General features: G+C 63.6%; 16 protein-coding genes. 4 read left to right on the forward strand and 12 right to left on the reverse strand.

Going from position 1 to position 20646, the window contains the following annotated elements; genetic code table 11:
* The first annotated feature begins 117 nt into the window (after window positions 1–117).
* The 4 genes from AC0Z42_RS00850 (at window position 118) to infA (ending at window position 6006) form a co-directional block, all read left to right on the forward strand.
* The gene (locus AC0Z42_RS00850) at window positions 118–3081 is read left to right on the forward strand and encodes a sensor histidine kinase (RefSeq protein ID WP_485466334.1); all 2964 of its coding nucleotides are present in this window, start codon (window positions 118–120) and stop codon (window positions 3079–3081) included.
* Between the two features lie 502 nt (window positions 3082–3583).
* Window positions 3584–4633 (forward strand): DUF4238 domain-containing protein, encoded by a 1050-nt coding sequence (locus AC0Z42_RS00855; protein WP_485466335.1) that lies wholly within the window; start codon window positions 3584–3586, stop codon window positions 4631–4633.
* 59 nt (window positions 4634–4692) lie between these two features.
* A complete protein-coding gene (locus AC0Z42_RS00860; RefSeq protein ID WP_485466336.1) occupies window positions 4693–4980 on the forward strand; it encodes a hypothetical protein in 288 nt (95 codons plus the stop codon).
* Between the two features lie 807 nt (window positions 4981–5787).
* Entirely contained in the window at window positions 5788–6006 is a 219-nt protein-coding gene (gene infA, locus AC0Z42_RS00865; RefSeq protein ID WP_166105866.1) for a translation initiation factor IF-1, read from the forward strand.
* Between the two features lie 48 nt (window positions 6007–6054).
* Here the strand turns inward: infA and glpK are convergent, their stop codons facing one another.
* The 12 genes from glpK to AC0Z42_RS00925 form a co-directional block, all read right to left on the reverse strand.
* Window positions 6055–7542: a glycerol kinase GlpK gene (gene glpK / locus AC0Z42_RS00870; protein ID WP_485466337.1), complete on the reverse strand. Its 1488-nt coding sequence runs from the start codon at window positions 7540–7542 to the stop codon at window positions 6055–6057.
* Window positions 7539–9098, reverse strand: coding sequence for a glycerol-3-phosphate dehydrogenase (gene glpD / locus AC0Z42_RS00875; protein ID WP_485466338.1), 1560 nt, complete (start codon window positions 9096–9098; stop codon window positions 7539–7541). The genes glpK and glpD overlap by 4 nt, the downstream gene beginning before the upstream one ends.
* Before the next feature lie 31 nt (window positions 9099–9129).
* Window positions 9130–9891 (reverse strand): TSUP family transporter, encoded by a 762-nt coding sequence (locus tag AC0Z42_RS00880; protein WP_485466339.1) that lies wholly within the window; start codon window positions 9889–9891, stop codon window positions 9130–9132.
* Window positions 9891–11912 carry an alpha-glucosidase gene (locus tag AC0Z42_RS00885; protein ID WP_485466340.1) on the reverse strand — a complete coding sequence of 674 codons (2022 nt, stop codon included), beginning with the start codon at window positions 11910–11912 and terminating at the stop codon, window positions 9891–9893. Before AC0Z42_RS00885 ends, AC0Z42_RS00880 begins: the two co-directional genes overlap by 1 nt.
* Before the next feature lie 19 nt (window positions 11913–11931).
* Complete coding sequence (locus AC0Z42_RS00890) at window positions 11932–13329, reverse strand: porin (RefSeq protein WP_485466341.1); 1398 nt, start codon at window positions 13327–13329, stop codon at window positions 11932–11934.
* A 103-nt stretch (window positions 13330–13432) separates the two neighbouring features.
* Entirely contained in the window at window positions 13433–14887 is a 1455-nt protein-coding gene (locus AC0Z42_RS00895; protein ID WP_485466342.1) for an NAD-dependent succinate-semialdehyde dehydrogenase, read from the reverse strand.
* Window positions 14888–14917: 30 nt separating this feature from the next.
* Window positions 14918–15703 carry an SDR family NAD(P)-dependent oxidoreductase gene (locus AC0Z42_RS00900; protein WP_485466343.1) on the reverse strand — a complete coding sequence of 262 codons (786 nt, stop codon included), beginning with the start codon at window positions 15701–15703 and terminating at the stop codon, window positions 14918–14920.
* Window positions 15700–16644, reverse strand: a complete 945-nt coding sequence (locus AC0Z42_RS00905; RefSeq protein WP_485466344.1) for an SMP-30/gluconolactonase/LRE family protein — start codon at window positions 16642–16644, stop codon at window positions 15700–15702. Before AC0Z42_RS00905 ends, AC0Z42_RS00900 begins: the two co-directional genes overlap by 4 nt.
* Window positions 16637–17524 (reverse strand): aldose 1-epimerase, encoded by an 888-nt coding sequence (locus AC0Z42_RS00910; protein ID WP_485466345.1) that lies wholly within the window; start codon window positions 17522–17524, stop codon window positions 16637–16639. Before AC0Z42_RS00910 ends, AC0Z42_RS00905 begins: the two co-directional genes overlap by 8 nt.
* A gap of 3 nt (window positions 17525–17527) precedes the next feature.
* Window positions 17528–18358: a carbohydrate ABC transporter permease gene (locus AC0Z42_RS00915; protein ID WP_485466346.1), complete on the reverse strand. Its 831-nt coding sequence runs from the start codon at window positions 18356–18358 to the stop codon at window positions 17528–17530.
* Window positions 18355–19269, reverse strand: a complete 915-nt coding sequence (locus AC0Z42_RS00920; protein ID WP_485466347.1) for a carbohydrate ABC transporter permease — start codon at window positions 19267–19269, stop codon at window positions 18355–18357. The genes AC0Z42_RS00915 and AC0Z42_RS00920 overlap by 4 nt, the downstream gene beginning before the upstream one ends.
* 78 nt (window positions 19270–19347) lie before the next feature.
* Window positions 19348–20607 carry an ABC transporter substrate-binding protein gene (locus AC0Z42_RS00925; protein ID WP_485466348.1) on the reverse strand — a complete coding sequence of 420 codons (1260 nt, stop codon included), beginning with the start codon at window positions 20605–20607 and terminating at the stop codon, window positions 19348–19350.
* Window positions 20608–20646: the final 39 nt, after the last annotated feature.

A 20646-nucleotide genomic window follows, 5' to 3' on the forward strand; every position in this document is an offset into this window, starting at 1 on the left:
CATGCGCATTCCGTCAATTATTTGCAGAATGCCAAGATGACCAAGTCCCGGCTTGAACGCCACTCGCCATCCCCCCTGTGCTTTGCTGCATGTTTTTTTTGCCTGTTGATGTTGATCGTGCCGCAGGCATTCGCCCTCGACAGCCACTTTCGCATCGGTGACTACCGCCATGATGTGTGGGGCGCAAAGGAGGGCGCGCCGGCCATGACGACGGCGATGGCGCAGACCAGCGATGGCTGGCTCTGGCTCGGCACCACGCGTGGCCTGTACCGGTTCGACGGCGCCACGTTTGAGCGTTTCGTGCCGCTACCGGGCGAAGCGCTGACCTATCACGGTATTTCCACCATGTTTGCGGCGCCGAACGGCGACTTGCTGATCGGCTATCTGCTCGGTGGCTTCAGCGTCTTGCGCAACGGCCATGTGATCAATCTGACGTCGGTCCAGAACCGGCCGTTTTCCACGCCTTTTTCCGTGCGCGCCGACGCCGACGGCAGCTTCTGGATCGGCGCCGGCAACGGCCTGCGCCGGCTGCGCGGCACGGCCTGGGAAACCATCGGCAAAGAGTGGGACTATCCCGCCGAGAAGGTGCAAAACATGGTGCTGGACCAGTACGGCCGCCTGTTTGTCGGCGATGGCAAGCAGTTGTTCCTGCTCGACCGGGAAAAGCGCAAATTCCATCCGGTCGGCCCGGCCGGCGACAGCCCTGGCCTGATCATCTCGCCCGATGGGCAGCTATGGCGGCGCGAGGGCAGGCAACTGAGCCGCTTCGACGTGCCCCATGCGGGGCCAGCGCTGGCGCGCCTGCCGCAGGCGGCTTCGGCCTCGATGGCGGTCAACCAGCTGTTTGACCGCGATGGCAATCTGTGGATGGCATCCTGCCCGGAAAAGGTCTGCATGGTCCGGCGCGCAGCGCTGCCGGCGGGGCCGGCCCTCGATACGCTGCAGTTGCCCAACGAACAGCTGGCCCGGGAAGGCAAGCCCGGCAACAGCAAGATCCACGGCATGCTGGAAGACCGCGACGGCAACATCTGGATCGCCACGCCAGGCGGGCTGGAGCGTTTGCGCCATCACCGGCTGGCGACCATCGCCTATCCTGGTGGCACCTCGGGCGCGTCGATCGCCCGCAACCGTGCCGGCGAGTTGCTGGTGGCAATGAATGCCCCGACGCCGCTGCACAGGATCGAAGGCAGCACGCTGCAGCCAGTGGCGCAGCACGCCGCCACCCAACTGCTGCGTAGCGGCTTGAACGGCACCTTGCTGCTGGCCAGGCCCGATGGCCTGGTGGTGCAGGGCGCCAACGACGAACAGCTGATCGCCTACCCGCCGCCGGCCGCGCCGGAAAAAGTGGTGCGGCTGGTGCAGGAAGGCCCGGGCCGTTACTGGGCCGGGCTGGCGGGCCGGCCCTCGTTTCGTTATGCCGACGGGCAGTGGACCAAGCCCGACAAATATGGCCTGCCCTTGCGCGAAGCGGCCAGCGCGTCGAATGGCGATGGCCATGTCTGGCTCAGTTATTCGAACAACCGGATTTTTGATTTCAGCCCGGCCGGCGTGCGTGAGTACAACGCCGCCAGCGGCGTCGATGTGCGCGTGGCGCAGTTTCTCGATGTGCAGCGCGAAACGCTGGCCTCGGGCGACGGCGGCCTGCAGGTGCTGTCGGGCGGGCGCTTTCGCCATGTGCGCGCGGCCGATCCCGATGTGCTGGCCGGCATCAACGGTGTCCTGGTGGCACCGAATGGCGACCGCTGGCTGAATGGCTCGCGCGGTGTACTGCATGTGCTGGCGAAAGACTGGCAAACCGCCATGCGCGAGCCGGACAGCTTGCTGATATACGATTTGCTCGACCAGCTCGACGGCTATCCGGGCACGTCCCAGATCAGCAATGTGTCAACGGTGGCGGCCATGCCGGACGGGCGCATGTGGTTTGTCGCCAGCGGCGGCATCGCCGTCTACGACCCGCGCCATGATCATCGGGCCATCGGTGCGCCGCCACCGGTAATACGCGCACTGACCGTGGACGAGCGGCGCTACAGCCCGTTTGAAAAGATCAGCTTGCCAGCCGGCACCGAGCGCCTGGCCATCGCCTATACGGCGCTCAGCTATACCATGCCCGAGCGCACGGTATTTCGTTACCGTCTCGATGGCGTGGACCAGGGCTGGCAGGCGCCGCTGTCGCGGCGCGATATCAGCTATGCCAACCTGGGGCCGGGCAAATACCGCTTCGTACTGCAGGCCGCCATCGCCGGCGGCGACTGGAGCGACCAGTCCGCCACCCTGAAGTTCGAGATCGCGCCGCGTTTTACGCAGACCTGGTGGTTCATGCTGCTGTGTGCGCTGGGCCTGCTGGGCCTGGCCGTGCTGCTGCACCGCTGGCGCTTGCGGCAGGTCATGTCGCGTCTGTTGAGCGTGCATCGCGAGCGCCAGCGCATCGCGCGCACCTTGCACGACACGTTTTTGCAAAGCCTGCAGGCCTTGGTCTGGGGTTTCGAGTCGATCAAGCTCAGTCTGCCGAAGGATGCGGCGGGCGCGCAGTTGCTCGACACCACCTTGTTGCACGCCGATCAGGTGATGGCCGAAGGGCGGCGCCAGATTCTCGACCTGCGCCCCGCAGCGACGGGCGCCGATGCGCTCGACGCGCGCCTGGCGGTGCTGGCGGCAACCCTGCGCGCACGCTTTTCCTGCGAGATCTACCTGTGCATCACGCCGCAGACGCCGGTGCCGCTGCAAGATGCCGTGGCCAGCGAGGCCTATCATATCGCCCACGAAGCCATCATGAATGCCCTCAACCACGGACCTGTGGGCACGCTGGAAATTGCCCTCAGCTATGCGCCCGCGCATTTCACGCTGCAGGTCACCGACGATGGTGGCGGCATCGATGCCGCCATCCTCGCTGCAGGCGGCAAAGCCGGCCATTGGGGCCTGACCGGCATGCGCGAACGCGCGCGCGGCATCGGTGGCAAGGTCAGCATTGCCAATACGGGCGATGGCGCCGAGGTGACGCTGCAGGTGCCGGCACGCGCGGCGTACGCCATCGTTGGCGGCAATTGGCTGCGCAAGCTGCTGCGCTGGCGGCATCGCTGTTGATATTGTGCAGATATTGATCAAGCGTATTTCTGTCATCACAACAGACCATTGGATTTATATGCTGCAATGCGTCAAGATGTACCTGTCTCCTCTACTTCCTCACAGGAATTAGATTCAGCCCGCTCCCGCAGCGGGCTTTTTTTTGTGCGTCGGGTGTTAATAGGCAACTGGCCAATTTCTTTTAATATCAAACGCTTACGCCAATTTTCTTCGCGCCGCAACAAGAAATTAGGCATCCTGGGTGGTGAGGTATATCCTGAACCCTCAGCGGCCAGACCTATGTCGCGCTATGAGGGCTGTCACTCTCATCATCAGTTGCTGCCGTTCCGGCTATCTTCCTATGTTCGCTGACAACCTTGGTCGTGGTGCAATGGGTCATCGTTGTTGATAAAATCAGTAATAGCAACACTGCATTCAGATAACCTCACGGCGGCTAGGCAGACCAACTTCTTCAAGTTCGCTGGACTACGTAGCTGAACGAACATAACGCGACTGGGCCCCAATGAGTAATCGCAAAAATCACCACTTTGTTCCTCAATTCTACTTTCGTCGCTTCTCATCAGATGGGAAAAGTATTTGTGTCCTAACGAAAGCAACGGGGCAGCTTATCGAAAAGGCCTCCATCAAGAGCCAAGCCAGCCGCAATAACTTTTATGGAAGTGACGAACTGGAATCAGCTCTGGGGGAGATTGAAGGGGCATGCAGTACGACACTTCGCAATCTTGCAGCCCTGGAAAACCCTACACTGCTCGAAGGCTCCGACGTCTCCAAGTTGCTCTTGCACATTGCCCTGCAACGCTCCCGCACCATGAGCGCGCGAACCAATGGACAAGCGTTTCAGGACAAAATGGCCCGCTTATTTGCCGAGATGGCGTTGAATCAAAGTACGGAGATTGATGAGGACGCGCGAAAGCTGCTATTGGAAAACTTAGAGGATATTGGTGCCGAACCAGTTCAGGCGCATAGGGTTCAAATGGGCGTAGCGGTGGAAGCCGCAGGCGAATTAAACGACCTACTGCCGCTTATGCTTGTTAACAAGACCAACCGCCCCTTCGTGTTTGGCGATGCCCCTGTGGTTTTCTACAATGCGCTTTACCGAAATGTCCGACATCGCGGCGTCTTGGGGCTGACTACTCCTGGCTTGCTCGTGATTTTCCCGCTCAGCTCGACACAGTGTTTGATGCTAGTCGACTCTGCCAGTTACAAAATACTACGAGCAAAGAACAACTGCATTAGCCTCCGCGAGTTTCGAGACGTCGCTGCGATTAACAAGCTCCAACTTCATGCTGCTTCAAGCTGCGTATACTTTGCAGACTTCCAATATGCGCGATACGTTTCGGAACTCTGGCGCCAAGAACAGAATCGTTTTCGGCCGCATGCAGGAGTGGTAATCGAAGCACCTGGCTTCGATACTGGCACCGGTGAACCGATGGGAGACATTGTGCACGGTTTTGAACCACAACTCCCATATCCATTCTCATTGTCGTTCTTGCAATACCCCGTACTAGGCGACGAAAATTACCGATTTTCGCGTCGCTCGGATATGTACTGATACTTCACGGCTGAAACCTCGATAGGCTCTCTGGTAATCCACACGCGAAGAATCCGCCAATGACCGAAAAACTCATCCTCGACTGTGGCTCATTTCGAACTGCTCTTGCCAGTCTGTCCAAGATTTTTCAAACAACGCGTAAAAAGTTGAAGGTCTTACTTTTTGCCAAGGAAATCGGCGCACATTATGATAGGCATTGGAGAGAACTTCCTGATTTCAAAGACTATCTCTATACCGTAGCTGAAGGCCACTTGGGACGCCCATTGCCACTCGACGCAGTCTGCTTGTATCACACGACTCGGGTACTCCCGGGAACCACCTTTTCGGAAGGAAATCTTGCCGCTTGACGCGGCTCTTCCCGCGCTAAAGGAGAGGCTCATTGAAGCTGTTGAGAATGTTAGCCTTAAAGCGCAGTTGCGTCACGCCTTGCATGCCGGCGGTGTGGGCGACCACCACTATGCAAACAAAACTCAAAATCCGATGCACTGGGGACCGTACGCCATACTGGTCCGCGATGTGGCTTCATGTGCGGCAGATTTATCACAACACGATTACTTGGCCATGCCCGAAATCATTGAGGATATTTGCAATGGCTTCGATGAGCCCGTACGCGGGCTATCTCGGTCTCGAGGAGACTGTGTTGTTAGGTCGCCGGCGAGGGTGGCTCGTTCGACGAGGAGCCATTTCAATTCGGGTGCGGTACGGGTTGTCAATTTTTGTGCACTTGGGGAGGACAATACCCACGTACAGCGACGGAGCAAGAGTGATTTCGTGCTGTGCTGCCGCAAATTTTGGCCCATTTGAGTCCAATTTAGACGTTCTTGGGCCATTTGCTTATTAACACCCTGTGCGTCGAGCATGGGCGCACTCTTGCGGGTGCCAGTTCCGTCGTGAGTTGGCCACGGCGAACGAAGTGAAATGCAACTGCGGATTGCATTCGCCACTTGGGTTGGCCCCACTTCAGCTGGGTCATCGGGCGTCGGAACGCATCTGTTGTGGTCCAGTGGTGCCCGGTTACTGGTAAGATGATGCCCCGCGCGACGAAAGTGCGTCATTCACGTGCCAGGCGCTACCTGGCGCTTCTGGTGCTGATCGTGCCACTGCCGCGCAAAAGGCGACTCCGCCAATACAGTTGTATCACTATAGGAAATTCGATGGCAAAAGATGATGTCATAGCAATGCAAGGCGAAATTTTGGAAAACCTTCCCAATGCCACGTTTCGTGTCAAGCTCGAAAATGGCCACCTGGTACTGGGCCATATTTCGGGGAAAATGCGCAAGAACTACATCCGTATTCTGCCTGGCGACAAGGTCAATGTGGAGCTGACCCCGTATGACTTGAGCAAGGCGCGGATCGTATTTCGGACCAAGTAAGCGGCTTGCCGTGATGGGGCGGCGAAGCGGCGTGATGCCGATTCCGGTTCATTCCCGGCGCTCGGTGGTGTGCCGCACCGCCGTTTCCCATTGCCGCATCCGCTCGTCGGCCTGGTCGCGGCCGATGGTGGGTAGAAAAGTTCTTTCCACGCGCCATTGCGCCGCCAGTTCATCGGTGCCGCGATACTGGCCGATCGCCAGGCCGGCCAGGTAGGCCGCGCCCAGGGCCGTCGTTTCGATCACTTGCGGGCGCACCACCGGGATGCCCAGCAGGTCGGCCTGGAATTGCAGCAGCAGGTTGTTGGCGCAGGCGCCGCCGTCGACGCGCAGTTCGGTGATCGGCGCTTGCGCGTCGCGCGTCATGGCCTGCAGCAGGGCGGAGCTCTGGAAGGCGATCGCTTCGAGCGCTGCGCGCGCGATATGGCCCACCGTGCTGCCGCGGCTCAGGCCCAGGATGGCGCCCTTGGCCGATGGCACCCAGTAGGGCGCGCCCAGTCCCGTAAACGAGGGCACGAACACCACGCCGCCCGAATCGGGCACCGAGGCGGCCAGGCTTTCCGCTTCGCCGGCATGGCCGATGGCCCCCAGGCCGTCGCGCAGCCACTGCACCACGGCGCCGCCGATAAACACGCTGCCTTCGAGCGCATAGGCCGCTTGCTCACCCACCTGGCAGGCGGCAGTGCTGATCAGGCCATGCCGCGATTGCGCGCATTGCACGCCCGTGTTGAGCAGCAGGAAGCAGCCGGTGCCATAGGTGTTCTTGGCCATGCCGGGCTGGAAGCAAGTCTGGCCGAACAGCGCCGATTGCTGGTCGCCGGCGATGCCGCCGATCAGCACCGGGCTGCCCAGCATGTCGGCATCGGTTTCGCCATACACATGGCTGGACGGATGGACGGCCGGCAACAGACTGGCGGGGATGCCCAGCCAGTCGAGCAGCTGCACATCCCAGCAGCCTTCATGGATATTCCACAGCATGGTGCGCGAGGCGTTGGTCACGTCGGTGACGTGCAGGCGCCCGCCCGTCATCTGCCAAGCGAGCCAGGCGTCGATGGTGCCGAAGGCCAGTTCGCCGCGCATGGCGCGCGTGCGCACGCCGGGCACCTGGTCGAGTATCCAGCGCAGCTTGGTGCCGGAAAAATAGGGGTCGAGCACCAGCCCAGTCTTGGCATGGATGGCGCCTGCCAGGCCCCGCTCGCGCAGGCGGTCGCACAGCGCCTCGGTGCGCCGGTCCTGCCAGACGATGGCGTTGTAGACCGGTTCGCCGGTGGCGCGGTCCCACACCACCGTTGTTTCGCGCTGGTTGGTGATGCCCAGCGCGCCCAGGTCCGAGGCCGTCAAACCGGCCTTGTGCAGCACCTCGCGGCTGGTCGCGAGCTGGCTGTGCCAGATTTCCATCGGATCGTGTTCGATCCAGCCCGGCTGCGGAAACAGCTGGCGAAATTCGCGCTGCGCCACGCCGACGATGGTGCCTGCTTCGTCGAAGACCATGCTGCGCGAACTGGAGGTGCCCTGGTCGAGGGCCAGCAGATAAGTCATGCCGCCACCTGCTGCGCCAGGTGCAGGTCCAGCCACTGCCGCAGGCGCGCCACGTCGGCCGGCTGGCAGCGCAGGCCCAGTTTGCTGCGCCGCCACAGGATATCGTCGCAGCTCTTCGCCCATTCCACTTCGACCAGGTAGCACGCTTCGGCTTCGTACAGGCCCGGTGCCAGTTCCGTGCCCAGGTCCGCCATCGCGCTTGCGCCTGTCAGCAAACGCGTGGCGCGGCTGCCGTAGGCGCGCGCGTAGCGGTGCGCCAGCTTGGGCGGCAACCAAGGGTGCGCCTGCTGGAAGCGGGCCAGGAAACCGTCGAAATCATGGCGCTCGACCAGTTGGCCGGCTTGCTGCAGGTCGCCGCCCGGCAGCGGCGCATTGGCGGTCCAGGCGGGCTGGGTGTTGGCCAGCAAGGGCGCCAGCAGCGCCATCGCCTCTTCGGCCAGCTTGCGGTAGGTGGTGATCTTGCCGCCCCAGATATTGAGCAGCGGCGCACCTGTGGCGGAATCGCCGTGCGCCACTTCCAGCAGGTAGTCGCGCGTGACGGCCGACGCATCCCGGGCGCTGTCGTCGAGCAGCGGGCGCACGCCGGAATAGGTCCAGACCACGTCGGCCGGGCTGATCTCGCGCTGGAAATAGCGATTGGCGGCCTGGCACAGATAGGCGATTTCATCGCCGCTGATTTTTACCTGGGCGACGTCGCCCTTGTATTCCTCGTCGGTGGTGCCGATCAGGGTGTAATCGTCCTGGTATGGAATCGCGAAGATGATGCGCTGGTCCGGGTTCTGGAAAATATACGCGTTCGGATGCTCGAACAGGCGCGGCACGATGATGTGGCTACCCTTGATCAGGCGCAGCCCTTGCGTCTTGCCGCCGCCGGCCGCGCCGGCAAACTGCGCCGTCCACGGCCCGGCCGCATTGACGATGGCGCGTGCGCGCAGGCCACTGCGCTGGCCGTCGGGACCTTGCAGGGTGGCCTGCCAGCCATCGCCATCGCGGCGTGCGTCGACGCAGGCGGTGCGCGTGAGGATGTGCGCGCCGTGTTCTTGCGCGGCCAGCGCGTTGAGCACCACCAGCCTGGCGTCGTCGACCCAGCCGTCGGAATACACGAAGCCCTTGCGGTAGCCCGGTTTGAGCGGCGCGCCGGCCGCGTGCCTGGCCAGGGTGATCGCCTGCGAGGCGGGCAAAAAGGCGCGTTTGGCCAGGTGGTCGTACAGGAACAGGCCGGCGCGTATCAGCCAGGCCGGGCGCTGGGCGGCGTCGTGCGGCATCACGAAACGCATCGGCCACATGATGTGCGGCGCGGCGCGCAGCAGCACTTCGCGTTCCTGCAGCGCCTTGCGCACCAGCTTGAATTCATAATATTCGAGGTAGCGCAGGCCGCCGTGTATCAGCTTGGTGGAGGCCGACGAAGTGTGCTGCGCCAGGTCGTGCTGTTCGCACAGCACCACGCGCAGGCCACGGCCGGCCGCGTCGCGCGCGATGCCGGCGCCATTGATGCCGCCGCCGACGACCAGCAGGTCGCAGTCAGGGGGCAGGGAGGTAAAGCGGGATGCGGACATGAAGGACTCGATAGTTTAAAAGATGGATGATTCAATGGAACAGCGCCAGCACCGGCGGCAGCACCAGCGCCAGGCCCGCGACCAGCAGCAGCACGAACACGGCGCGCCGTACTTGTTGTACCGGCAGGCGTGACGGATAGCGGCGGGCCAGCCAGGTCAGCCCCATCACCACCGGCAGCGCTTCGACGGTCAGCCACACGCCAGTCATGCTGAACTTGCCATGCGCCAGGACCAGCGCCAAACGCAGCACGGCGTTGGCGGCAAACAGCACGATCAGCGAGTGGCGTATCATGTCGGCCGGCCACGGCTGGCGGTACAGGTGATACACCATCGGCGGGCCGGCGCTGGCGAACAGGCCGCCCATCACGCCGGAGACCCCGCTGAAGAACAAAAACGACGGCAGGCCGGACTGGGTTGTGCGCGCGCTGGCGCGCAGCACCAGCAGGAATGCGCAGACGATGATGGCGCAGCCAAGCAAAAAACGCAGCAGGCTGACCTGCTGCGCGCTGAACCAGCCCAGCAGCGCCACACCGGCGCCCACGCCGACCAGGCTGCAGGCCAGCGACGGCGCGAACACCGGCCACGCCAGCTGCGGCTTGCTGCGGCCGAAGGTGATGGCCGCATTCACCAGCACCAGCACGCTGACCACATTGGCCACGTCGCCAAGGCTGGCCAGGTGCAGCACGGCGGTGAGGCCCAGCAGGATCAGGCCGAAGGCGAAACCGGTCAGGTTCTGCGCATAGCTGGCCAGCGCCACGCAGGCCAGGAACAGCAGGTGCGGCACTATCCCCATCAATTTGCCAGCGACAGGAAAAACACCTGCTGCGCGCAACCCTGGCGCACGAACACCGGTGGCTGGCCGATGGGCGCCGCCACTTCCACGCGCTGGCCGCCGTCGAACACGGCGCCGCTCCACAAATGCACCCAGGCGTCGCCCTGTGGCAGGTAGGCGCTCCAGCGCGTGGCGCCGGCCGCGTGCACGGGCGCCACCAGCAGGTCGGGGCCGAACAGATATTGATCCTGGATGGCGTAGGTGGCGCGGTCATGCTCGTAGTGCAGGAACAGCGGGCGCTGCAGCGGCAAGCCCAGCGTGACCGCCTCGTCGGCCAGGGCGGCGATGGTGGGCGCCAGCGCCACGTGCAGCCGCGTCATGCGGGCAAAATGGGCAAACACCTGTTCGTCCTGGTAGAACTGGAAGTTCTCGTCCGGACGGTTGCCTTCATGGGTGCGCATCATCGAGGTAAACACCGCCATCTCGGTCCAGCGCTGGAACAGCTCGGCCGTGCGCAGGTTGCCGAACAAGCTCGTGTAGCCGCCGATATCACTGTGGTGGTAGGCGTTGCCGAGCAAACCGGACGACAGCGCGCCGCAGATCACCGTCTGCAAGCCGTCGTGGCGGCTGAAGTCGACCGACTGGTCGCCAGCCCACAGCAGCGGGCAGTGCGCCTGCACTCCCGTATAACCGGCGCGCATGAAGAAGGTGGCGTCGCCGGTCTTGCCGGCCGCTTCGATGGCGCGCGCATTGACTTCGGCCCACAGGGTCGGCCAGGCGTTGTGCATCAGGCGCGCGTCGACGCCATTGTGCAGGCGCAAGTCGATCGGCAGGTATTCGCCGAAGTCGGCCATCCAGCCGGACAAACCAAAATCGAGCATTTCCTGGCGCAGCACGCGCTCTTCGAACCACTGCGCGGCGGCGGGGTTGGTGAAGTCGACCACGCCGCAATCGAATTCGCCGAAGTCGACCAGGTAGGCGCCGCCGTCCATACTGGTGGCCAGCAAGCCTTTTTCCAGCGCTTCCCGGTACAGCGTGCCGTCGTTGCACAGGTAAGGGTTGACGTAGCCGAGGAAGCGGATGTCCTCCTTCGCCAGGTCGGCGATCCAGTTTTTCAGGTCCGGGTAGCGCTGCGGCTGCCAGCGCCAGTCCCAGAACAGCCGCTTGCCGAACGAGGTCTGGCGCAGGCCCACCCAGTCTTCGCACCACAGGGCGCTGACCGCCAGGCCGTGCTGCTTCGCTTGCGCGAGGATGGTGCGCGCATGGTCTTCGCCGCCTTTCATGCCCAGCATGGCGCCATTCTGCAGCCAGGCCGGCAGGCGCGGCTGGCGGCCGAAGCGCTGCGACACCACGCCGACCAGGTCGACGAAGGAATCGGCCAGCATGAATTCCAGGCGCTCGGGCATGGCCCAGAACTGCAGCTCGTGGAAATCGGCATGGCGGAAATCGAAGTCGGCATAAGCCGTCGTCTCGGCATGCAGGCAGTAGCGCTGCGAGGAGATGAAGCTCGGCTGCGGGTAGTTGGTGTGGTAGTAGTCGCCGCCCGACTTGGCCGTCACGTCGGCCTGCCAGGTTAGGTGAGTCGACTTGTCGCGGCCCACACCCGGCTCCGAGGTCCACAGCGGAAAGTGGCGCCCGCGCAGGTCGAAGTAGGACATCTGCTCGCCGCAGCCCCACACGTGTTCATCGTGTTCGGCGGGCAGGCGCAGCCACAGCCGGTTCCAGCCCGGCGCCGCGTGCTGCACCACCAGGTGCAGGCCATGCGGCTGCGGCTGCACCCGCAGCACCAGTTGCGGCGCGTCGCCGGCATGGCGCGCAAAGGCCAGCAGCGCGCCTTGTTCGTCTTGCGTGATCGCCAGGTGGCGCAGGGCGGTGCGTTCTTCGACATAGTCTTCGATGTCGAAATTGCCGCGGTACATATCCATCCGTTCGCGGCCCTGGCCGACGAACAGACACGGCGCCTGCACAGCGTGGCGTAGCAGCAAACGTCCCGCGCAGCGCAGCGCGAGGCCGTCGTTTTCCTGATCTAGTGTGAACTGCATGTCGAGCTACTCCTGATAATTAAAAGACGAGGAACATGCCGGCGGTCAGTTCGACCGGGCTGTAGCCAAAATAGTTATTGTCCCCGCGGAACTGCAATACGCCCAGTTTGGCATGCTCATTATTCTTGATGCGGGTGGCGTAGGCATAGAACGACAGGGTCGGCTGGAAGTTGTACAGATAGCCCAGCGAGTAGGCGGTCGACTTCGGCTTGCCGACGCCGTCGCCCGTATTGGCGCCGAACGCGCCGCGGCTGTTGGCGCCGTCATAGCTGATCTGCGCCAGGCTGCCTTCGATGCGGTGCTTGCCCAGGTCGTACGCGCCCGAGACGCCGAACGCGTCGGCGCCGTAACCGCCCGCGTTCGATACGCGATACGAGGTGTAGGAGCCGCCGAGGGTAAAGTCGTTCCACTTGTAACGCGCGCCGACGATGTCGGTGACCTGGTTGCGCTTGACGAAATTGCTGCTTGCCGCCGTGCTGATATCGTTGCTCTGCTGGTAGTCCATGTGGGCGTAGCCGAGGAACAGATTGTCCTTCTTGTACAGCAGGTTGGCGGCCCAGCTGCGGCCGTCGTCTTCCAGGTCGGTGGCGGATGACGCCTGCTGGCCAGCCGAATACGACACTTCGGCCGAGAAGTTATTGTAGGTCGGGCTGCGGTAGCGCAGGGCATTGCCGTAGAACAGGGCGGTGCCCGAGTTGTTGCCGGCCAGGCTGGTGGTCTTGCTGGCGTTGTCGGTGACGGGGTCTTTCAGATAGCGGCCCAGGGACTCGGGGCGGGTCAGCGAAAACAGCGCGCTGAAGTCGTTCGCGCCATAGTTGTGGGCCGAGGCCAGGTCGGCGCCCAGCGAGACCCAGAACGGCGCCATATACATGGTGCCGCCTTCGATCGAACCCCAGGTGGTCGAGGCGAAACCGACCGTGGAGCCCCGGTTGAACAGCACCGACGAGCTGGTGTTGTTCTGCGTGCCGCCGCCGGCGTTGCCGTTGAACAGGTTCAAGCCCGTCTCGACGCCGAAGATGGCCTTGTATTCGTCGCTGAAGACCCACGAACCGGTGAGGCCCAGGCGGCTGGCCATCTCGCCCTGGTTCAAACGGTGGTTGGTCAGCTGGCGCCCGCTGGCGTCCTTGCCGCGCGAGACGGTGTAGCCGATATCGCCACGGCCGTACAGCTTCCAGTTGAAACCGGTGGCGGACTTTGCCGGTGTTGCCGCTGCCACCGCCGGCGCCATGGCGGTGGTGGCTGGCGCTGGCTGGGCGGCCTTGGCTTCCATCTGCGCCACTCTTTCCTGCAACTGGGCCAGCATGGCCTTCATGTCGCTGAGCTCGTCGGCACGCACGTTAGCGCTAACAAATGGCGCCGCAAAGAAGAGGGCGGTGATGGCCGTGGCCAAAGTGGTCTTGCGGATGGTGGTTTGCATGATCTTGTCTCCTGTATTTTTTATATGGATGATGCTGGTGATCCCTGCCTGCTGCGGTGTTGCCGCCGCCCCTGCGGGCGGCGCTATATCAAATCAAATCAAATCAGATTCCTCCCATGCACAGATATTTGATATCGAGGAAGTCGTCCATGCCGTAGTGCGACCCTTCGCGGCCCATGCCCGAATGCTTGACGCCGCCGAACGGCGCCATTTCGTTGGCGATCATGCCCGTATTGATGCCGACCATGCCCACTTCCAGCTCTTCGGCCACGAGCCAGACGCGGCCCAGGTCGCGGCTGTAGAAATAGCCGGCCAGGCCGAACTCGGTGTCGTTCGCCAGTGCGATCACTTCTTCTTCGGTGCTGAAGCGGAACAGCGGCGCCAGCGGGGCGAAGGTTTCCTCGCGCGCCACCAGCATGGTGCTGTTCGCGTCCAGCACCACGGTCGGCTCGAAAAAGCTGCCGCCCAGCGCATGGCGCTTGCCGCCGATGGCCAGCTTGCCGCCCTTGGCCAGCGCGTCGGCCACATGCTGCTCGATCTTGCGCACGGCGTTCTCGTCGATCAGCGGGCCTTGCGTCACGCCCGCCTCAAGCCCGTTACCGAGTTTCAGCTGTTCCACCTTGGCCACCAGGCGGGCCGCAAAATCATCGTAGATGCCGTCCTGCACGTAGATGCGGTTGGCGCAGACACAGGTCTGGCCGCTGTTGCGGTATTTCGACATCAACACGCCATCGACGGCCGCATCGATATCCGCGTCCTCGAAGACGATAAAGGGCGCATTGCCGCCCAGTTCCAGCGACAGCTTCTTGATGGTGCCGGCCGCCTCGCGCGACAGCCAGGCGCCCACTTCGGTGGAACCCGTAAACGTGATCTTGCGCACCAGGTTGTTGTGGCACAGCTCGGTGCCGATCGCCTGCGCGGCGCCCGTTACCACATTGAACACGCCGGGCGGCACGCCGGCGCGCAGCGCCAGTTCGCCCAGGGCCAGTGCCGACAGCGGCGTTTGCGAGGCCGGCTTCAGCACCATGGCGCAGCCGGCGGCCAGGGCCGGTCCCGCCTTGCGCGTGATCATGCCGTTCGGGAAATTCCACGGCGTAATCGCCGCGCACACGCCGATCGGCTGCTTGATGACAACGATGCGTTTGTCGTTCGACGGCGGCGCGATCACGTCGCCATAGGCGCGCTTGCCTTCCTCGGCAAACCATTCCAGGTAGGCCGCGTTCGAGACGATCTCGCCCTTGGCTTCCGCCAGCGACTTGCCTTGTTCGCTCGTCAAGATCAGCGCCAGGTCGTCGGCGTGCTGCAATATCAAGGCGTGCCAGGCGCGCAGCACGGCGGCGCGCGCCTTGACGGTTTCCTTGCGCCACAGCTTGAAGGCCGCGTGCGAGGCGGCGATGGCGCGCCGCGTTTCGGCAGCCCCCATACGCGGCACGGTGGCGATGATGTCGCCGGTGGCCGGGTTGGTAACGTTGATGGTGGCGCCGTCATCGGCGTCGCACCATACGCCATCGATCAGGCATTGCTGTTTCAACAGGCTTGCGTCTTGCAGGTTCAACATGAGAAATCTCCTTGAATGGTGGGATGCGGCTTAGCCGGTGACGGATACCTGCGCCAGGCCCGCGTCGACGATGATGTTCTGGCCCGTGATGCCGTTCGAATCGTCGGCCGCCAGGAACAGCGCCGTGCGCGCCACGTGGCCGGGATCGAGCCGGTATTTCAGGCATTGCAGTTCGATGAAACGACGGTCTTCCTCGGGGTCGCGCCACAGGGCGGCCTGGCGGTCGGTGGCGATGGCGCCCGGGGCGATGGCGTTGACGCGGATATTCTGTTCGCCCAGTTCGCGCGCCAGGGTGCGCGACAGGCCGGCGATGCCCGCCTTGGCCGTGGTGTAGCCGACCAGGTTGGGCCGGCCGCGCATCCAAGAGATCGAGCCGAGGTTGATGATGGCGCCGCCACCGGCCGCCGCCATGCCGGGCGCCACCTGCTGGATCGCGAACACATGGTGTTTCAGGTTCAAGGCCAGGCAGTTGTCCCAGTAGTCGGGCGTCAATTCGGCCAGCGTATGGCGGTCGTCGCGGCCGGCGTTGTTGACCAGCACGCGGATGGCGCCGAAGCGCGCTTCGACGTCCGCCAGGCTGGTCTGGTAGGCGGGAATATCGCGGATATCGCTGTAGACAAAATGTGGCGCATGGCGCGACAACGGCGCCATGCGGGCCACCAGCGCATCGCTGGCGTCGCGGTCGATATCGCAAAACGCGACCTGCGCGCCCTGCAGCGCGAAGTGTTCGACCAGCGAGGCGCCGATGCCGGAGCCGCCGCCCGAGACAAAGACCACGCGGTCCTGCAGGCTTGGGTAGAGAGTAATGGTGTTCATGATGGTTCCTTGTGCGTATCCGCATCGCGGTACAACGGTTCGGGGCGGCCCGCCACGTCCAGGCGCACGGCAAAGATGCCGCCGGCCCGGGGCTGGCGCGCCAGTTCTTCTTCAGTCGCGCCTTCGCGCGCGCTGGTGATATACAGGGTGCGCAGGTCGGCGCCGCCAAAGGCGACCATGGTCGGGCGCGTCACGGGCACGTGCACCACGCCGATGATCTCGCCGTCGGGCGAAAAGCGCAGCACGCGCCCGCCCTCGTACTGCGCGCTCCAGTAGCAGCCCTCCATATCGATGGTGGCGCCGTCGGGCCGGCCGCCATACACGGCTTCCTCGCCTTTCGCCGGCAGGCGCGCGAACACGCTGCGCTCGCCCACCTGGCCGGTCGCGGTGTCAAAGCCGAAACGGTAGATCACGTGATTGGGCGTATCGGACTGGAACAGCGCGCTGCCGTCCGCCGTGAAGGCCAGGCCGTTGCTCACTTTTACGCCGAAGTTCTGCTCTGGACTATCCTGAGGGCCCCAGCCCGGACGCACCGTGCCTTGTTCGAGGCAGAACATGGCCGCCTGTTCGCTGGTGCGCGGCTGGTACATGGCGCCGGCCCAGAAGCGGCCGGACGCATCGCAGCGGCCGTCGTTAAAGCGCATGTCGGTGGTGTCATACGGTGCGTCGGCCAGCTTGTGCAAACGTGACTGCTCCGGATAAAAACGGTAAAAGCCGTCGCGCAGTGCCGCCACCAGGCCGCCACCATCGGCCAGGGCGATGCAGCCCGGCTCGCACGGCACCCACCAGACGCGGTCAAGGCCAGTTGCCGGATCGTAGCGGTGCAGGCGCCGGCCGGCGATATCGATCCAGTACAGGCACTGCTCGGCCACGCTCCACAGCGGGCATTCGGCCAGCTCGGCGCGCGCGTCGAGCACCAGTGTGGCTTGCCATTCACGCATGTTGTGTCTCCTCGACGGCCAACCGCATGGCGATCGACAGGCTCTCGCCCGGCGCCAGCAGGCGCATGCCGGTGTCTTTGGCGCCGCGCGCGGCCAGCGCAAACGCGTCATTCGCCTGCGTGACCGGTTCGATGGCGATAAAGTTGCGTTCGTCGTTCGGCGCAAAGCACACCAGGTGGCGGCAGTTGTCGCTGGCCGACATGCGCAGCACGTAGTCCGGGTAGTGCAGGCTGGCGCTGCCGCTCCAGCCGCTGTAGCAGTCGTCCGCCTGCCAGCCGGCCACCGGCTGCGGCGTGGCAAAGGGTGAACTTTGCGGCTGCGGCGCCAGGTCCAGTGGCAGGCGGTCGTCGCCAGCGCGCCAGAGGCCATCCCACTGGCTTTCCAGGCGCAGGCCGGACGCCAGCGGAAAGTAAGGGTGGAATCCCAGGCCGGCCGGCATGGCGCGCGCGTCGTCGTTGCTCACCGATAAACTCATGCGCAGCCCAGCGTCATCGAGCGCCACGGTCTGCCGCACCGTGCAGGCATACGGCCAGTCGGCGTCGGCCGTGTGCGCCAGCAGCAGCTCGGCGCTGTTGCCGCTGCGCGCCACCACCTGCCAGGCGCGCTGCCAGCCAAAGCCGTGGATGCTGTGCGGCTCGGGCGCGAAGTTGGCGCGCAGGGTGTGGCGCTGATCGGGCGCGTTGAGCAGCGCGTGGCCGATGCGGTTCGAATAGGGCACTAGCGGATAGCAGGCCATCTGCCGCACCGTGGCCGTGGCTGGCGCCGGGCGAAGCATGTCGCGCCCGCGCCAGCGCCAGCCGGCCAGCGCGCCGCCGGTGGCCGGCCGCAGTTCGGCGCGGCTGTCGCCATGCGCCAGCGTGATGGAAGAACGGTGATCCATCCATTACCCCTTCAAGCCGCCCGAGGTCAGGCCGCTGACGACCTTTTCCTGGAAGATCACGATCAGCACGACGATCGGCACGATGGCCACCACCAGCGCCGCCGAAATGATCGGCCACGGGAAGGCGAATTCGCCTTGGTACAGCTGGATGCCGACCGGCAGGGTGCGGTAGGCCACGGCCGAATTCATCGACAGCGCCAGCAGGAATTCATCCCACGAATTCACGAACGCCAGGATGGCGGCCGTCGCCACGCCCGGTGCGGCCAGCGGCAGCACGATGCGCCACAGGGCGCTGATGCGGGTGCAGCCGTCGAGCATGGCCGCGTTCTCGATATCGCGCGGAATATCCTGGAAAAAGCTCACCATCATCAGTGTGCAGATCGGCAGGTTGAGCACCGTGTAGGGCAATACCAGCGCCCAGTACGAATTCAACAGTCCCAGGCTGCGCATGATTTCGAACAGCGGCACCATCAGGGTCACCAGCGGGAACATCGACACGCCGATAATGGCGGTCAGGATCAGGCCACGGAAACGCAGGCGCAACCGGGCGATCGCATAGGCGGCCAGGGCGCTGATAAAGAGGCTCAGCAACGTCGACAGGCTGGCCACGATCAGGCTGTTGGTGAGAAACGTCAGCAGCGGCTGGTCCTGGAAGGCCGAGATGAAATTGCCGATGGTCGGTTCGTGCGGCCAGTAGGTGATCGGCTTTTGCGTCAGCTCGCCCTCGGTTTTCAGCGAGGTGAAAAGAATCCACAGGGCGGGGAAGACGCCGTTGAGGATGACGATCGCGGCGGCGAACCAGCGCAGGCGCTTCGATGAAAACAGGCCGCTCATTCTTTGTCTCCTCTGACATATTTCAAGTACACGAAGGTGGTGGCCATCGACAGCAGGAACATGAACACGGCCAGCGTCGAGCCATAGCCCACGTCGAGGTAGTCGACGGTATTGGACTGGATATACATGGCCAGTGTCTTGGTCTCGTCGCCAGGGCCGGGCATGTTGTAGGGAATATCGAACGACTGGATGGCCGTCAGGGTACGGAAGATCAGCGCCACCAGCATCGACGGCACCAGGAGTGGCAGGGTCACTTCCGTGAACTGCTTCCATTTGCTGGCGCCGTCCACTTCGGCCGCTTCGTACAGCGAGGCGGGGATGGTCTGCAGGCCGGCGAGCAAGATCAGCGCCATGAACGACGAGGTTTTCCAGATGGTGGTGATGCAGATGGCGGCCATCGTCAGCGCCGGCGAATTGAACCAGATCTGTGGCTGCCATCCCAAGGCCGGGAACAGCAGGTCGATGCGGCGGATGATGTCGTTCACCAGGCCGTATTCGCTGTGGAAGAACCACGCGAAGATCAGGCCGACAAAGGCCAGCGGCAGCGCCCACGGCAGCAGCAGCGCCAGGCGCACCGGCCAGCGGTATTTGAACGGCATGTTGGCCAGCATGGCCAGGCCCAGGCCCGCCACCAGCGCGCCCGGTACTGTCACCACCGTGATGATGATGGTGTTTTTCAGCGACTTCCAGAACAGGCTGTCTTCCAGTGCCAGCTTGTAGTTGTCCAGCCCGACAAAGGCGGGCACGCCGCCACCGGAGAGGCGGATATCGAAAAAGCTGTTGTAGATCAGTTTGCTGACCGGGTAGGCCACGATCAGCAGTAAAAAGAGAATTGCCGGCGTCAGCAGGACCCAGGCCAGCGTGGTTTCGCTGGGGTCCGTGATGCGGCTTTTCAGGGAGCGTTGCCTCATGTTTTCCTCGACTGTTGCGGTGCGTATGCATGTGCGCCGCCCGGGCCGTCTTGATGGCGGCCGGGCGGCGGCAGGCCCTTAGCGCAGAATGCGCTTGACCCGGTTTTCGATCTCGGCCACGCCGGCCGCCGGCGTTTTCACGCCCGCCATTACCGAATTGGTATTGACGCGGATCGCTTCCGACACTTCGCTGTAGCGTGGCGTGACGGGGCGCGAGCGGGCGCTTTGCACCACCGGCAGCGCATCGGCGAACCAGCCATTGACGGCCAGCACTTCCTTGTCCTGGTAGACCGATGGGTAGACGGGCAGGTTGGACGCCTTGATCGCCAGCTGTTTCGACACTTCCGGGCTTGACAGCCAGCGCACCAGCTTGGCCGACGCTTCCTTGTTTTTCGAGTACGACGACACGGCCCACTGCCAGCCGCCGATGCAGGAAGCCGGTTTGCCACCCGCCATGGCTGGCAGGCTGACCACGCCGACCTTGTCTTTCACGCCGCTGTCGCCTTCCTGGAAGTGATTCCAGGCATAGCCCCAGTTGACGGCGAAAAGCACATTGCCAGCCTGGAATTCCTTGCGCGTGTCGTCGGTCGCCACTTCGGCGATATTCTTTTTCGCCACGCCTTGGTCGACCAGCTTGCGCCACATGGCCAGGCCCGCTTCGGCCTTCGGCTTGTCCAGGCTCAGCTTGCCGTTGGTGATCAGCTCGCCGCCCTGGCTCCAGTACGGCAGCAGAAAGGTGCAGACGGCGCCTTCGATGGCCTTGCCCTGGAAGCTGATGCCCTGCAGTTCGGGATTCTTTTCGCCAGCCTGGATGGTGCGCGCCACGGTAGCCAGCTCATCCCAGGTTTTTGGCGGCGACAGCTTGTATTTGGCCAGCAAGTCCTTGCGGTAGTACAAAAACATGGCGTCGGCAAAGGCGGGCAGGGCCACTACCTTGTTGTCGACCATATTGGCCTGCTTGTAGGCGGGCAGGTACTGGCCCATGATCTTGTCGCGGTCGGCGCCCAGGTATTTGTCCAGGCTTTCGATCCAGCCGGCCGAGGCGTACTGGGCCGGGCGGATGATGTCGATCAGGAACACGTCCAGGGTCGAGTCGCCGGCCGACAGCACCGTGTTCAGGTATTTCTGCTGCAATTCCGAGGTGGCGCCGCCCGTTTCCAGGTCGATCTTGACGCCGGGATTGGCGGCCATGAACTTGGCGAACAGTTCGCGCATGACTTCGGGGCGCTCCTGGCCGCCGACAAAGACTTTCACGGTTTGCGCGTAGGCGGCGGTGGCAAGGCCGTTGGCGAGAACGAAAGTGGCGCCTAGCGCCAGCACGAGGGATTTGATACGCATGTTTGTGTCTCCTGTTGAGTTTGTATGCCGGACTGTGCC

This window comes from Janthinobacterium sp. 1L-D-8-B-C4 (assembly GCF_057291295.1).